Below are 15089 nucleotides of genomic sequence, written 5' to 3'. Positions count from 1 at the left end.
ACCACAAACAGGAGGTATAAACTATGAAAGCACAAATTATCCATTCTTTTGGGGGTTCATCTGTATTTCAATTAGAAGAAGTTTCAAAACCAAAACTTTTACCAGGTCATGTTCTAATCGATGTAAAAGCAACAAGTGTAAATCCAATCGATACAAAAATGCGTAGTGGTGCCGTTTCAGCAGTCGCTCCTGAGTTTCCAGCTATATTACACGGCGATGTAGCTGGTATTGTTATTGAAGTAGGAGAAGGTGTTTCGAAATTTAAATGTGGGGATGAAGTATACGGATGTGCCGGAGGTTTTAAAGAAACTGGAGGTGCACTTGCAGAATTTATGCTTGCTGATGCACGATTAATCGCTCACAAACCTAAAAGTTTAACAATGGAAGCAGCAGCTGCTCTACCATTGGTTGCAATTACAGCTTGGGAATCTTTATTTGATCGTGCAAATATTAAATCAGGTCAAAATGTGCTCATTCATGGAGCTACTGGTGGCGTAGGACACGTAGCCATTCAATTAGCTAAATGGGCTGGTGCTAAAGTTTTTACAACTGCTTCTCAGCAGAACAAAATGGAAATAGCCCATCGTCTAGGAGCCGACATAGCAATTAACTATAAAGAAGAATCTGTTCAAGAATATGTGCAAAAACATACGAATGGCAACGGATTTGAAGTTATATTTGATACAGTAGGTGGCAAGAATCTCGATAACTCTTTCGAAGCTGCTGCAGTCAACGGAACTGTCGTAACAATTGCAGCTCGTTCAACCCATGACCTCTCTCCTTTACACGCAAAAGGACTCTCTCTGCACGTTACTTTTATGGCGTTAAAAATATTACATACAGATAAACGTGACGCTTGCCGGGAAATTTTAACTAAACTAACGCAAATAGTAGAAGAGGGACACCTTCGACCATTACTAGATTCGAAAACTTTTACGTTTGATGAAGTTGCACAAGCACATGAATATTTGGAATCAAATAAAGCAATTGGGAAAATAGTGTTGAAAAACGTTTGGTAACTTTCACTAAATAATACAAATAACAGCGGGATTGCTTCGTCTTATCTTTTTCTTAAGAAATGCCACAACGCTAAAAGCTTTCCATCCTTTACAACAAGTAAAAAAGAACAGCCGAATTTTTCTTATAGTAGAAAATCCGGCTGTTTTCTTATCACAATTTGCTTTTTGTATATTTCTATTAATGAGTAAAATACAACTTATTTGTCTTACCATCTTTACTTTCTACAGAATACTATGTTGTTTTTAATTTATTAAAATACACTACGTACTAATCCCCCGTCTATTCGCAACGCGGAACCATTAATCGCTGAAGAAAGTGGGCTGCTTAAGAAAGTGACAAGATTGGCAATTTCTTCTGGACGAATAAGTCTTTGAATAATAGAGGTTGGTCGATTCTCTTTCATAAATCGCTTCTCAGCTTCTTCTATTGTCAATTGCTCATTAGGATAAAGACTATTTAACATAGTCTCCACTCCTTCCGTTAAAGTCGAACCAGGCATGATAGTATTAACAGTCACATTCGTTCCTGTCGTCAGCTCAGCTAAACTGCGAGAAAGTGAAAGTTGCATCGTTTTAGTCGCACTATAGTGAGCCATTTCTTGAGATGGCATAATAGCTGCTTCGCTAGCAATAAAGATAACTCTTCCTTCTTTTCTTTCAATCATTTTTTTCAAGTACGAGCGAGTAAGTCGAACACCACTCATAATATTGACTTCAAACAATTTAAACCAATCTTCATCAGGGATATCAAAATATTCTACAGGTTCAAAAATTCCTAAGTTGTTAATAAGAATGTCTACTTCAGGGTACTTTTCAATCACGTTTTGGCACCCTTGTTCTGTTCCTAAATCAGCTACTACAGGTTGAAGGATAGCCTCCGGATACTGCGCTCGAATTTCGTTTATCGTTTGATTAACATTTTCTTCACGGCGTCCATTAATAAGTACAGTAGCTCCTTCCGCTACTAATGAAGTGGCAATTGCTTTTCCAATGCCTGCCGTAGATCCAGTAACCAGTGCTGTTTTCCCTTTTAATTGCATATGCATATAGATCCCTCCAAATTCATGTGCTACATGATTGACTTACGTTGGAATAAATAATTACGTTTATATTGTGGTTCACTTCTCTTATCTTTAACAGAAAATAAGCAGATCCACCCTTTTTTCGAAAGAGTATAAACGAAAATTATGTAGCTATTGCACTCTGTACTGAATTAAAAATCGAAATTATCATCATTTAGATCTACTCGATAATTCTGATTCTAATCATTGTCATGTTAAAAAATCACATCAACAGCAGAGTAAAGCTAAAACCAACCAGTAAATACCATTATGATCTATATTAACTAGAAAGAAAATTACGCACTTTAAAGTTCCATAGGAACAAAAAAGTGCCCTATATACTATAATTTCTAACTTTTTATATTTACTAACGTAGTATCCTTTTCTATCATAAAAAAGAGTGTAAAATTACACATTCTTACATACAGTTATAGGATTATTTTTTATCCTAATTAACTAAAAACCATATAACATAAAGTGAAACTTTAATCAGCCCGACCCCCACCTAACTTCTTTTCTTCCGCTGAATTTTAGGGCGGGGTCTTACTGCCCGGCAAATAGCGGGATAACATTCAAAAAAACCTTGCAGAAAAATTCTACAAGGTTTTTGTCTATATATACAAATTAATCACTATATTAAAATGAAAGAATTTATAATTCATCACAATAATATTAAATATAAGCTGCTTTAAAGGCTTGTTGGACAGCTTGTACTTCTAATGAGTCTTTACCATATAAGTTCGTTGCTACATGAATACAAGCTTCTTTTAATTCTTTAAAGTCAGAAGTCATATTTAATTCATCCGTATTTGCATAATAGAAAATATCAAACATTTTATCTTCTCCAATGCCATGTACGTTTACTCCATTATGGTTTCCACCACTAGCAATCAAGTAAGCTACTTTATTAATAATGCTAGAGTTCGTGTGTACACCACCATGATCGTGGTCAGCATCAATAGGTAAGTTATTATAATGTCTATAGTCCTCCGGATATCTAGAAGAGATAGATGATGGGTTTTTCATATCTCTAAAAATACGACCAGATTGTTCTCCCATTGTCCAATTGAACTTTCCGTTATTTGCATACTTTTCAACTGCTACTCCTAAAATATCAGATAACGCTTCATTAATTGCACCAGCTTCTCCTGCGTACTCAAGTCCAGACTCATTTCTTGTAACCGCGTGTGTAAATTCATGTCCTGCCACATCAAATGCTCTAACAATTGGATCTCCATATACCAGCATAGCCCCATTACTAAATGCATTAAACCACTGCTTAGGATTCCCTTTATTCGTACCATTTGTGTTCCAACCATGAACGACAGAAATTACTTTTTGTCCGTTATTATCAAAGCTGTTACGGCCATATTTTTCTTGATAAAAATCATATACTTTCGTTGCTAAATAATGGGCACTAACTGCTTTAGGATCTGTAAAATTTGTAGAATTACTTGTTACTAAATCATCGAGATAACCCCATACATTTCTTCTATAATTATTATAATCTTTATAATTAGCAGTATATGTTTCAATTCCCTTACCACGAGAATAATCTGCAAGCATGTACGTTCCATCACTTCGCTGCGTAATTCCAAACGTACGATTAATACCTAAGTCATCTTTTCCTGTACCTGTTAATTTTGAAGGATCTTGTGATTTATTTACTGTCGCAGATTGGACAATACTACTATCTACTTGTATACCTAATTTTTGAACGTGTTCTTTTAATAGATTACCACCAAAAGCATCAATTAATACTGTACCAGATACATATTCAGGTGTAGATGCACTAAAAGTAATTTGATATGCGTTTGTAGCTTTATTTGTATTTTCATCTACATATACTACTTGTTTAATTTCTGGTTCTTCAATAAATGTAAGATCATTTCCATAGATGTTAAAAAGCTGTTTCTTTGCATCCTCTTCTGATAAAGTAATAGGTTGTTTCAAATCTTCCTGTTGTTGTAGATCTTGGGCACTATCCCCCGAAACGCTCGTAAGTACACCATCATCATTAATATGTGCTGTTAGTTGATATCCGTATACATCACGTCCTTCATACGTTTGTTGAAGACGTACCAATGTAGTACCATCATAAGATTTACGACTTTGCGTAACATTATAATTAACTTTGGATTCCGTATTAACTTGCTTTGATGATAATGCTTGTTCTGTTTTTCCTTTTAGTGCATCCTTTGCTACATTTTCTGCCGAATTTTGAGAAGGTGCTGTTAAATTACCTGTTCGGAACGTATCCTCCTTTGTGTCCACTTTTAAATCTTCTGTTGCCGCATGTACTCCTCCATAAGGCATAATCGCCGATAACACCACTCCTGTAGTTAAACCTACCTTTACGAAATTATTCATATTCTTACTCCTTTATAATCTTATTATTAAGTTAAATAAATGTTTTTTTTCAAAATTGGAAACATAGATATTTCAAACTATCTATGTTTATCTACTGTTTATGAATTGTGATTCCTCATAATATAGATAGATTGCGTCTTTACTTTTAGATTCATTTCATTCCTCAAAAATTACTCATTATATAAGCTATCTTTATATTTATTTATATACGTTATTTTTTGTGGTTCTGATAACATATTTATCGCCATCCACACATTCTTTTTCATTTCTAATTTTTGCATTGGTATCTCTTTTAAAACCGGATTACTTATAATTTCTTCCATTTCTTCATCAATTCTTTTCATAAGATTTTCTTCTGGATTATTTTTTAAATAAGTATTTTTCAGTCCCCATTTTGTCATTATAAATTCATTTGTTTTATTCATAGGATTAATAATAGTAGCTTTACTAGTTAATCGTTTTTTTATTTCATCATGATAGATTTTAATTTTATATCCTTCTTTTAGTGGAATAGTATCTTTTACAATCGTTACATTTGTCCCTTCCATTTCCTTCGTATAAATTTTTTCACCTTTCTCATTAAACACCTCTATTGATGCGTATTTTTCATCTGTATAATAGCTATGAGGCGTTTTAGTAGTAACCGTAAAAACAGCCCGCTTTTGCTCTAAGTCTGTATTTAATTCGGCAAACTGATCATCTCCTAATCCTAGGAATTGAATCGTTTCATTTACCAAATTGCTCACTTTCATTTCGTTAACATCAATCGTTAGACTATTATCCTTTTCCTTTACATAGGCATAATACGAACGGAAATGATACATTCTATCCATTTTCTCACCTGAAATTTCAACCGTATAAACCCCATTTGGTACGTCTTGTAAATTGATATCTGCTGTTTCAATTGTTTTTTCTTGAACAACTGTATTCCCTTCTTTTAATTTAATCTTTCTTCCTTTCAATGTATCTATTTCATTTGTATTTAAATGGATATGCAAATTCCCTTTTAACCCAAGTGAAGCAATTTGCTGATTCGTAACTATTTCAAAGTTAGAGTTTATCGGAATATCAGGATCAACTAGAGCTCTCGCCTTAGCTAATTGTGATTCAGGCACTATATACGCTAAAGAAGTAATTGCCGGATAACCTTTCGCCCTATTCATCTCTATTTGTTTATGATTAAGCTTAAAGCCCCATCTTTCAAAAACGGGTGTAAAATCAACTTGTACATTCTCGCTATAATACTGATTCATTAAATCCGGTAAAGAATAATCCCCCTTTTTGAAAGCAGCATTGCTAGCTAGTTTTCGATAACCTTGATACATTTTTGCAAAAGCTTCATCGCCAGCTTTTTGTTTCGCCATCGTTAAAAGAATAAGTTTTTGTCGCAAATCTAAATCATCATAATTTTTATTTTCTTTCATTAAAGCATTGTATAAATTCCGTTCTACCTGTTCCTTCTTCCCAAAATTAAATAACCAACCAACTTGATCTGCTTTTTTGCCGTATTTACTATATTGATATTGAACACCAAATAGATTATTAGAAACTTCTCCTGTAAATATTCCTTGATTATCAAAACCAGCTTGGTATCCATGAGCGATTTCATGTAAAGTTCCCCAACTTAGTTTATCTAACCACATCTTTGTACTATCTGTACTATTGGCTGTCCAATTTGCGCCATAATAGGCACCGCCAGCACCAGATATATCTGCTTTTAAGAAATAACGATTTTGACTTTTTTTATTTTCAACCGTTGAGCCATCTAAACCAATAATTGAATCATACATCGCAAAAATATCTTCATAATATGCAATTAACTCATCCAACGATTGAAAATCTTTTAAAGATCTTACTAACTCTTTATCTTTTTTAGGTACAAATAATTGAAAACTCTCCCCTTGAATTAACGCATACTCTCCATCAAATTGATCCCATGTACTAAAAAATTGAGATACACTTCCTTGTTGTTTATAAATGGGAAGGGGTTTAGTAGCACTTTCATTCCCTAGTTGGTACTCAAGTACAGCGTGCTCTTCACCATACGGAGTATCTATGAAAGGAACTAAAGGCGTATCACCTTGAATGGTAATCCATTCATTTCCTACTTGTATGGATTTTTCATTTTTAGAGTCATTAGACAATAAACGTAATGTTAATTTGTCTTTAAAATTAGGATTCGTTTGTCTTACCTTTAATGGTGTATTTCTCTGCAAAATAAATCCTAAATCTTGTCGATCGTGATATTTACCCTTACTTATGCCCGCCTGAAATATCCAAGTAGGCTCTTCTAAACTAGTAATTTCTTTTACATTTGTTCGTTCATCAGCATGTAAGTGTATATTTCCTATGAGGAAAAACATTGTATACATGATGCCTATAACAAGTAGCCTTTTCATTTACATATCTCCTTTTCTATTTTTTATATACAAAATACAATAAAACCCTCCTTCTTTACTTATAACTGTCGTCAGTAAGTTACTTATTAGTGTAATTATTATAGTTACATTAGCTCATGATTATCAATCATTAAATATATGTAATTTTGCATATATGGATATAAAACCGAAATTTTTGAAATACCGTGAAATGATCCAATATTATTTCATACATTATTCAATAAAAAAACACACGAAGCCCCTTAAGTCTTCATGTGTTTTCATACATGTTATTACATTTGTAATTGAATAAATTATCTTATTCTGTAATATTAAATTTTGAAACCAGTTCCGTTAATTCTTCCACCTTTTCTTTCATTTTGTTAGATTGAATTGATATTTGTTCAATTGATACAGCTTGTGATTGAATTGATTTTACTGTTTGAAGAGTCTCTTTTTTTACATCCGTTGCAGTTTCAGAAACTAGCGAAAGAGAAGCATTTACTTCTTCTGTACCAGCAGACATCTCTTCTGTCGCTGCGGATACTTCTTGAATTTGACTTGTAATCTTATCAATATCTCTCATAATAGACAAGAAGGTTTGATTCGCTTTGTGGGCAGCTTCTTTTCCTTCTACTGCCTTCTGTTGGCCTTTTCGCATGACATTAACTGTATCTTGAGTATCTTGTTGAATGGATTTTATTAAATGATTCACTTCCTTTGCAGATTCTTTAGATTGCTCAGCCAAGTCTCGAACTTCTGCGGCAACCACTGCAAATCCTTTCCCATTCTCTCCAGCACGTGCCGCTTCAATAGCGGCATTTAAGGCAAGAAGATTCGTTTGTTCGGCAATATTAGTAATTGCAGCGAGAGCTGTATCAATCTGTTGTGTACGTGTAACAAGTTTATTTATTACTTTTGATGTTTCCTCGACAACATCATGCACACTATTCATTTGAAGAATAGAGTGATTTATCACTTCACTACCGATATTTATTCGTTCTGTAGTCGTTACTGCTACCTCAGCGACTACTGCTGAAGATTCAGCTACAGTTTGCACCCCTGTTGTAATTTCTTCCATTGAGGATGAGCTCTCCTGAATACTAGTTACCTGTCCTTCTATTTTTGTTTTTACTTCTAAAACAGTCTGTACAACCTCATTTGAAATACTAGACGCTCGATTTGTATCTTGTAATACGCCCTCCGTAGTAGAAATAACCTCTTGTGTTGTCATCTTAACATTCGCAATTAATTGTTGAAGGTTATCTAACATACTATTAAAAGACTGAACAATATGCCCTAATTCATTATTTGCTTTATAAGGAGTACGTGTTGTTAAATCTCCAGCTGCTACTTTTTCCATATCATTTTGTAGTAACACAAGTGGTTTTCGGATAGTTAATTTAATAATATATCCAATTAATATAATTATCAAAATTGCTAAAAGCGAAATACTAACAAACATTATCATTGTATTTTGAGCACTATTATTATTTTCCTTCTGTAAAAGCTCTGCATTATTACTATTATATAAAATTAATTCACGAATTGATTTTATTGATTTTTGCATATTAGGTTCAATCTCTTTTAGGTAATATGCATATGCTTCCTCATTATTAGATTTCCCTAATTCTTGCGCTTTCTTCATTTGAGTTCTTAATTTATTAAATGTTTCATAAAACGTGTTATATAATTCTTTTTCTTTAGTAGAAATAACTTTAGCCTCAAACTGCTTTAAAAGATAATCATTTTCCTGACGAATTCCGTCCATTTCTCTTATTAATTCATTCATTCTTTTTTCATCTTTTGATACCATAATTTCCATAAAGTTCATATTAACATGATAAAAATTAGATTCTACAATACCAATCCACTCAATTGGTAGTAAATTATCCTCATACATATTAGAGGAAGTACTTTTCCCTCTTTCTAATCCCCAAAACCCTATTAGGGATAATACTATACATGCAATACTTGATATAGTTATTAATATGTTTAGTTTTGTACCAACCTTACTGTTTCTTAATAATTCCAATTCACTTTCTCCATTCTAATATATAGTTTAAGTAATGTATTTTATACCAAGAATCCAAAAATTACGATGTTTATTTTGTAATATGCAATTTTGCATATCATCCACTACTGATTCAAAATAACCTAACATTGTAATTTTGGTTTTCCAAAAATTCATGATTATGAACACACCCTATTAATTCTTGAACTTCTCATCCAAAATATCCAAAAATATTGTGGCACTAGGGGAACCCATCATTGATGTATAAATTACACTACCATACAAGACTAGCTTAAAAATATTTTTCTTATTGCTCATTTTTCTATTTCCTCTCTATTAGAAGTACTCCTAGCACATCACACTAATAAAAACGATAGTATTAAAAAATAAGGAAAGACATAACACCTATGTCTTTCCTCTAAAATTGTAACACTCAATATACTCTTAGCTCTATTTGATTTGCCAGTTAAATCCTCACATTTCTTTCTTTATAATATCTCCTAACTCCGTCCAACTTGTAATCCGCGGGATATTGAGATGTTGATTGTAAGAAGTAGTTTTTGCATACACATTTATCGGTTTTCCTATTAACGTTTCTAAGACTGCCGGCTTATCATCAAAGAAATAGTTTAATTTTATTTCTTGTATGAAGTGTATTTTTTCTTCATCCTTCATTCCATAGAAAAAGCGATCTTCATGTACCGGAAAACCTTTTTCTATTAACCATTTTTTTGTTTGCTCTCCATGTTCTTTAGGCCGTGCTGTTATATAGTATATTTCATGTCCCTGTTTTTCTAATTCTTGTAATGTCTCTACTGCATATGGAAACGGTGAACAAGAAGTATAATAAATCTCATCCAGCAAACTATTCCACATATGACTGCCTTCCTCCGAAGTCATGCCAAATGCTTCATGAATTTCAATTGTTTTTAAAGAATGAAATACATCCAATCCTACTTTTTTGTTTAATTTCTTATTATATAAATGAAAAGCATGCTGCCTTAAATCAATTAATGTATCATCGATATCAAATCCAAACTTCACTCTTCATCGCTCCTTTCTGCAATCCATTTATCGGAACATATAAGTAGCTTTTATTCTCCTTATATGTTCCGATATTCTGGATAGCCAATAAATCTATAATCTTTTCCAACCTGGGTAAATGATACATCCTTAAATTCAATTGCATCTTGCATTTTAGTAATACCAGTCCCCTCTACAAAGCTAGGCGCCAATCTGCCCCCAATAATTTTTGGTGCGACATATAATATAAGTTTATCCATCAATTTATTTTCAATAAACGAAGCATTTACCTCTCCACCACCTTCAATAAGCAGGGAGGAAACTCCTTTTTGCCCTAAAACATCAAGCATTTCATGTAAGTTTATATGCTTTTCTCCGCTAGTAACAAATACTTTAACTCCTGCATTTTCTAATGCTATCTTTTTTTTCGCTGCATGATTACTTGTTGTAAATATCCAGGTAGGAGCTTCTCCATCTGTAACAACATTAGCTTCCATCGGTATGCGTAATGTCGAGTCCAATATTATTCGAATTGGATTTCGTCCATTTGGAATACGCGTTGTCAATGATGGATTATCCTTTTGAACAGTATTCGCTCCTACTAAAATAGCCGCATTTTCGTTTCGTATTTGGTGTACTTCTTGTCTTGCTTCTGTAGATGTAATCCACTTACTATCCGATGAAGACGTAGCGATTTTACCGTCTAATGTAACTCCTGATTTAATCGTTACAAATGGACGCTTTGTCAAAATATATTTATTAAAGACTTCATTCATTTTTTTAGATTCTTCTTCACACACTCCTACAAGTACTTCAATACCTGCATCTTGTAGAATTTTAATTCCACGTCCAGAAACAAGCGGGTTTGGATCAAGTGTAGCAACTACTACCTTCTTAATTCCTGCTTGTACAATTGCTTCAGCACAAGGCCCTGTTCTACCATGATGAGAACAAGGTTCAAGAGTTACATAGATTGTAGCACCACGTACCTGTTCTCCAGCCATACGTATCGCATGTATTTCGGCATGTGGTTCTCCGGCCTTCATATGTGCTCCGACCCCTACAATTCGATTATCATTTACAATTACAGATCCAACCAATGGATTTGGAGTCGTTTGTCCCTTCATAGCCTTGGCATTTTCTAGTGCTAGCTTCATATACAATTCATGCTCAAGCATGTAAGTGTCCCCCTTCAAAATGTCCAGAACGCTGAATCTTCGTTTGCAAATATTTCTCATTAAACTCTGAGATATCACCCCATAACGGTTCACGACTCGTAACATTTAATCCAGCTTTTTGTAACGCTTCTAATTTTTTTGGATTATTTGTAATAAGTTTTACAGGTTTTGAGCGTAGCGCTTTTAATACTTCAATTGTATCATCATAGTTTCGAACATCATCTTCAAAGCCTAGGTTCAGATTAGCTTCTACTGTATCTAACCCATTTTCTTGCAAGAGGTACGTCATTGCTTTACTAAACAAACCAATTCCTCTTCCTTCATGATTCGCTAAGTAAAATAAAGCACCTGAACCATGTTCTGTAATCATTTGTAAAGACTGCTTTAATTGGAATCCACAGTCACAACGTTTACTACCAAAGATATCACCGGTGTGACAAATACTATGCATACGAATTAGGGCATCTTCAGAATTCTCAAAATCACCATATACAAGCACACTAGATTGCTGCATATCAGCTAAATTAATAGATGAGAGTTTTTTGATAATTCCTTCTACACTATTTGTAACCTCACTACATTGTAACCAAGAATACCATTGGAAAATTTTAGTCTCCCCATATAAATTAATTGGCAATTTGATAGGTCCTACTAAATAAATATCCTTTCCATCTTGATGTATAAATTGAATTTTATCTTCTAACATATGAATTGTATCTGTTGTAACCATTAGGTACCTCCTAGTATTGAGAATCTCTAAAAATTCTCTTCCATTGTTATATTTTTTATTGTTTAACTTACACAACGTAAGTGTTTTTACAGATGCTATTCTTTTTTCTCTCAGCTTATATGCAATATGTATCATTACAACTTTGGCCATTTAAAGAAAAGAGTTTTAGTTACATAAAACAACTTAGTTACTTTATGTAAGTGAGTATACATTCGTAATTAATTTACGTCAAGTAATTAATTATAAAAACATTTGTTACTAATAGTAAGATGTTATATAATTTGTTTTAGGAGGTGAAGGAAAATGAATGATTCTACATTATGCCCTCGCTTTGAAAAAGGAATGAAATTTTTTAGCCAACGATGGACAGCACTAATTATTTACCAACTTTTTTCTGGATCTCAGCGCTTTTGTACGCTTGAATCTTCTCTTCCTGTTAGCGGAAGATTACTTTCAGAAAGATTGAAAGAATTAGAACTAGAAGGAATTGTCGAACGTAAAGTCTTTCCTGAGACACCAGTTCGTATAGAATATTCTTTAACTCAAAAAGGATTTGCTTTAGAAGCTATTATTCGCGGAATAGAAGAATGGTCACAGGAATGGATAGAACTTGAGGAATAACATAAAAGCTTTTTCGTATATAGTTTTAAGTAATCAAATTACAGATACCTATTATTAAAACGCTAGTTTTTCAAGCATTTATGAAAAGCTAGCGTTTTTTAATGAATAAAATAAAATAAAATAAAATTTAAGAAATGAAACAAGATGATCAAACCGATCACCTTGTTCCTTTAAAGATTAAAATAGTGATTTTAACAACTTTTATTAATACATACTCGATTAACAGAAATAATAAATAGAATTTTTGTAACTAAACAGTTTTATTTTCGCAATACAGTTAGCTTATCCCGCTATTTGCGGACAGTAAGACCACCACTAATTAAATTTCCATTTTATTGCATTTGAATATTACTTATGAAATTTCACACGCTCTTCAAGTGGTTGGAATTCTTTTTCACCTGGTGCAGCTGTTGGATTACCAAATGGCATTTGTGCAATTAGTTTCCAATTAGCAGGAACATTCCATTCTTGTTTTACCTCATCGTCAATTAATGGATTATAATGTTGTAAAGATGCCCCTAATCCCTCTGCTTCTAAACCTGTCCACACGACTAATTGGTGCATACCTGATGCTTGGTGTGACCAAATTGGGAAGTTTTCAGCATATGCAGCAAATTTTTCTTGAAGCGATTTAACGATAGCCTCATCTTCAAAGAATAGTACTGTTCCATAACCAGCTTTAAAAGAATCCATTTTTTGTTGCGTTCCTGAGAAATCTCCATCTCCAACTACTTTTCTTAATGTTTCAGTTGTAATATCCCATAATTTATCATGAGCTTCACCAAATAATACAACTAATCGCGCAGTTTGAGAATTGAAAGCTGATGGAGTATATTTCACAGCAAACTCCACAATTTCTTTAATTTTTTCATCCGATACTTGTACCTCTTTGTTAATTCCATAATAAGTACGTCTTTCTTTCAGTGCAGTATAGAAATCTTTTGTCATAATTCATTTCCTCCTAAGTTTTAATATTCTTCAAAATGATACATTGCGAAGATAATATGAGTTGAAATGAGTTCATTTTTGAACCATTGAACACCATAACACCAATTGCTAGTCATTCTGAATCTAAACCACTGCTTCTTGCTTCAGTTTCCCTAAAAAAACACTTATAGCATCATTGATACAATCTAGTGATCATTCGGTATTATTTTACCCATTCTCTATTCATGTATCCTGCTTGTTTCATATTTACACAAATATGAAAATAACCTTAAATTGCTGGTCAAAAAAGCCAGGTAGCATGAATAACACATTACCTGGCTTTTTACATTTTTAATTTAAATTCAACTAAACATTACCAATGAATAGTAGTAAAAACTATACCTGTCACTTATTTAATAATTAACATCTCATAAGGATGTTGTTCCATAAAACTATTCTCCCAAGGAATCTCTAATGATGTCCAATTTGAACCACCGTCTACTGACTGATACACTCCTTTATTGCTAAACAGATAAAACGTTCCATCACTTGTTGCCTTTAATACTGGTATGATTGTGCCTTTAGGAGTTGGTAAACCTACATTCATTTCTGCCCAAGACTGATTTTTTTCTTTCTTATAAATAAATGATTCACAATTTCCATTATTGTAATCATGCGCTACGTGTGGATTTGAAGATGTCGCGATGATAATATTTTCTGGATCATTTGGGTTAACTGCCATTTGATATGCGTAATGATGCTTTAGCCCACTACACATATAGTTCCACGTCTTACCTCCATCATTACTCTCCGCATACTCTTGACCTGGTTCTTTCAAGAATGAATCACCTAACACCCCGTATAAACGATTTGGGGCATTGCGATGTGATGTAAGAATGTGAATATCTTGAGGATAGTTCCCCTCTTTTTCCTCAGTCCATGTCTTACCTCCATCTACACTTTTAATTAATCCCCCAACCTCAATAGTCGTATAAATAGTTTCTGGATTATTAGCATCAATTTCAATATGTTTTACATGGTGTGTATATGTTCTTTGAGGAAAGAACCATGATGAATATGATGGCATTTGTCGATAATCAGTTAGCAGCTCAAAACTGTCTCCTCCATTTTTGGATACGAACATTGCGCTCGGTTCAGTTCCTACATATACAATCCCGTTACCGTCATCCCCCTTCTCTGGAGATACAGAAACTGCTGTAATAGCTCTCATATGAATAGCATTTGCTGGGAACACTTCACCAAAGGAAGGTAACGCACCAATCGCTTCCCATGAACTTCCTCCATCTTTACTTCTCCATAATCCCCTGTCAAAGGTACCACAATACATTCTTTCTGGATCGTATGGATCTGAAGCTAATGCAACCGGATTCGCACCTACAAACTGCGATTGGACGCTCCATGTTGAGTCTTTTTTTTCTGCAATTACAAGTTCTCTATCAAACGCTAATATGAATTTTTCCATTACTAAAATCTCCTCGCTTCATGAATTTTCTACTATGTTATTTAAATTTTGAACATTACAAGTTAAGAGGTGTATTTTGTATGCTATAGCATACAAAGGATAAATTTTATAAGCAATATGTGATTAAAAACTTACATTATATAATTTGTTAACTTCACATCCGTATGATGAACAAGATGTCCTGTTAACTCATATAAGTCCATATGCCACCTCTAAATAAATCGTAATTTACATGCTATAGCATATATAATATAGAATCCATTATTTTATGTCAAACTTTAATAC

General features: G+C 33.3%; 11 protein-coding genes. 2 read left to right on the top strand and 9 right to left on the bottom strand.

The window, feature by feature from the left end:
* Positions 1 to 23: 23 nt before the first annotated feature.
* On the top strand, positions 24 to 1019 hold the full coding sequence (locus ACTFRM_RS08785; RefSeq protein ID WP_000647271.1) for a zinc-dependent alcohol dehydrogenase family protein: 996 nt from the start codon (positions 24 to 26) through the stop codon (positions 1017 to 1019).
* Between the two features lie 251 nt (positions 1020 to 1270).
* On the opposite strand, the gene ACTFRM_RS08780 is transcribed toward ACTFRM_RS08785, so the two are convergent.
* The 7 genes from ACTFRM_RS08780 to ACTFRM_RS08750 all read right to left on the bottom strand — a co-directional run bounded on the left by ACTFRM_RS08780 (position 1271) and on the right by ACTFRM_RS08750 (position 11773).
* Complete coding sequence (locus ACTFRM_RS08780) at positions 1271 to 2065, bottom strand: SDR family NAD(P)-dependent oxidoreductase (RefSeq protein WP_000551097.1); 795 nt, start codon at positions 2063 to 2065, stop codon at positions 1271 to 1273.
* 687 nt (positions 2066 to 2752) lie between these two features.
* Positions 2753 to 4450 (bottom strand): M4 family metallopeptidase, encoded by a 1698-nt coding sequence (locus ACTFRM_RS08775; protein ID WP_440043217.1) that lies wholly within the window; start codon positions 4448 to 4450, stop codon positions 2753 to 2755.
* 170 nt (positions 4451 to 4620) lie between these two features.
* Positions 4621 to 6849 carry a putative mucin/carbohydrate-binding domain-containing protein gene (locus ACTFRM_RS08770; protein ID WP_440037150.1) on the bottom strand — a complete coding sequence of 743 codons (2229 nt, stop codon included), beginning with the start codon at positions 6847 to 6849 and terminating at the stop codon, positions 4621 to 4623.
* A gap of 298 nt (positions 6850 to 7147) precedes the next feature.
* The gene (locus tag ACTFRM_RS08765; protein ID WP_000422016.1) at positions 7148 to 8863 is read right to left on the bottom strand and encodes a methyl-accepting chemotaxis protein; all 1716 of its coding nucleotides are present in this window, start codon (positions 8861 to 8863) and stop codon (positions 7148 to 7150) included.
* A gap of 453 nt (positions 8864 to 9316) precedes the next feature.
* The gene (locus ACTFRM_RS08760; RefSeq protein ID WP_000668224.1) at positions 9317 to 9886 is read right to left on the bottom strand and encodes a 5' nucleotidase, NT5C type; all 570 of its coding nucleotides are present in this window, start codon (positions 9884 to 9886) and stop codon (positions 9317 to 9319) included.
* Between the two features lie 59 nt (positions 9887 to 9945).
* On the bottom strand, positions 9946 to 11043 hold the full coding sequence (gene ribD / locus ACTFRM_RS08755) for a bifunctional diaminohydroxyphosphoribosylaminopyrimidine deaminase/5-amino-6-(5-phosphoribosylamino)uracil reductase RibD (RefSeq protein ID WP_000889436.1): 1098 nt from the start codon (positions 11041 to 11043) through the stop codon (positions 9946 to 9948).
* Positions 11036 to 11773, bottom strand: a complete 738-nt coding sequence (locus ACTFRM_RS08750; RefSeq protein WP_000258858.1) for a GTP cyclohydrolase II — start codon at positions 11771 to 11773, stop codon at positions 11036 to 11038. Before ACTFRM_RS08750 ends, ribD begins: the two co-directional genes overlap by 8 nt.
* Before the next feature lie 303 nt (positions 11774 to 12076).
* On the opposite strand from ACTFRM_RS08750, the gene ACTFRM_RS08745 reads away from it, so the two are divergent.
* Positions 12077 to 12394 carry a winged helix-turn-helix transcriptional regulator gene (locus ACTFRM_RS08745; RefSeq protein WP_001000104.1) on the top strand — a complete coding sequence of 106 codons (318 nt, stop codon included), beginning with the start codon at positions 12077 to 12079 and terminating at the stop codon, positions 12392 to 12394.
* Positions 12395 to 12742: 348 nt separating this feature from the next.
* Here ACTFRM_RS08745 and ACTFRM_RS08740 read toward each other — a convergent pair whose 3' ends face one another.
* Positions 12743 to 13342 carry a nitroreductase family protein gene (locus tag ACTFRM_RS08740; RefSeq protein WP_000158938.1) on the bottom strand — a complete coding sequence of 200 codons (600 nt, stop codon included), beginning with the start codon at positions 13340 to 13342 and terminating at the stop codon, positions 12743 to 12745.
* A 388-nt stretch (positions 13343 to 13730) separates the two neighbouring features.
* Complete coding sequence (locus ACTFRM_RS08735; RefSeq protein ID WP_048518753.1) at positions 13731 to 14804, bottom strand: WD40/YVTN/BNR-like repeat-containing protein; 1074 nt, start codon at positions 14802 to 14804, stop codon at positions 13731 to 13733.
* Positions 14805 to 15089: the final 285 nt, after the last annotated feature.

The sequence above is a fragment of the Bacillus cereus group sp. MYBK227-1 genome (assembly GCF_051916325.1).
Classification (GTDB): Bacteria; Bacillota; Bacilli; order Bacillales; family Bacillaceae_G; genus Bacillus_A; species Bacillus_A cereus.
The sequence above is the reverse complement of the archived record's forward strand: the minus strand, read 5'-3'. Positions and strand labels throughout refer to the sequence as shown.

What these genes read in the sequence shown, in the direction of transcription:
- ACTFRM_RS08780 (WP_000551097.1), bottom strand. Translation starts at nt 2,065, where the DNA reads ATGCATATGCAATTAAAAGGGAAAACAGCACTGGTTACTGGATCTACG.
- ACTFRM_RS08745 (WP_001000104.1), top strand. Translation starts at nt 12,077, where the DNA reads ATGAATGATTCTACATTATGCCCTCGCTTTGAAAAAGGAATGAAATTT.
- ACTFRM_RS08735 (WP_048518753.1), bottom strand. Translation starts at nt 14,804, where the DNA reads ATGGAAAAATTCATATTAGCGTTTGATAGAGAACTTGTAATTGCAGAA.
- ACTFRM_RS08770 (WP_440037150.1), bottom strand. Translation starts at nt 6,849, where the DNA reads ATGAAAAGGCTACTTGTTATAGGCATCATGTATACAATGTTTTTCCTC.
- ACTFRM_RS08750 (WP_000258858.1), bottom strand. Translation starts at nt 11,773, where the DNA reads ATGGTTACAACAGATACAATTCATATGTTAGAAGATAAAATTCAATTT.
- ACTFRM_RS08775 (WP_440043217.1), bottom strand. Translation starts at nt 4,450, where the DNA reads ATGAATAATTTCGTAAAGGTAGGTTTAACTACAGGAGTGGTGTTATCG.
- ACTFRM_RS08785 (WP_000647271.1), top strand. Translation starts at nt 24, where the DNA reads ATGAAAGCACAAATTATCCATTCTTTTGGGGGTTCATCTGTATTTCAA.
- ACTFRM_RS08740 (WP_000158938.1), bottom strand. Translation starts at nt 13,342, where the DNA reads ATGACAAAAGATTTCTATACTGCACTGAAAGAAAGACGTACTTATTAT.
- ribD (WP_000889436.1), bottom strand. Translation starts at nt 11,043, where the DNA reads ATGCTTGAGCATGAATTGTATATGAAGCTAGCACTAGAAAATGCCAAG.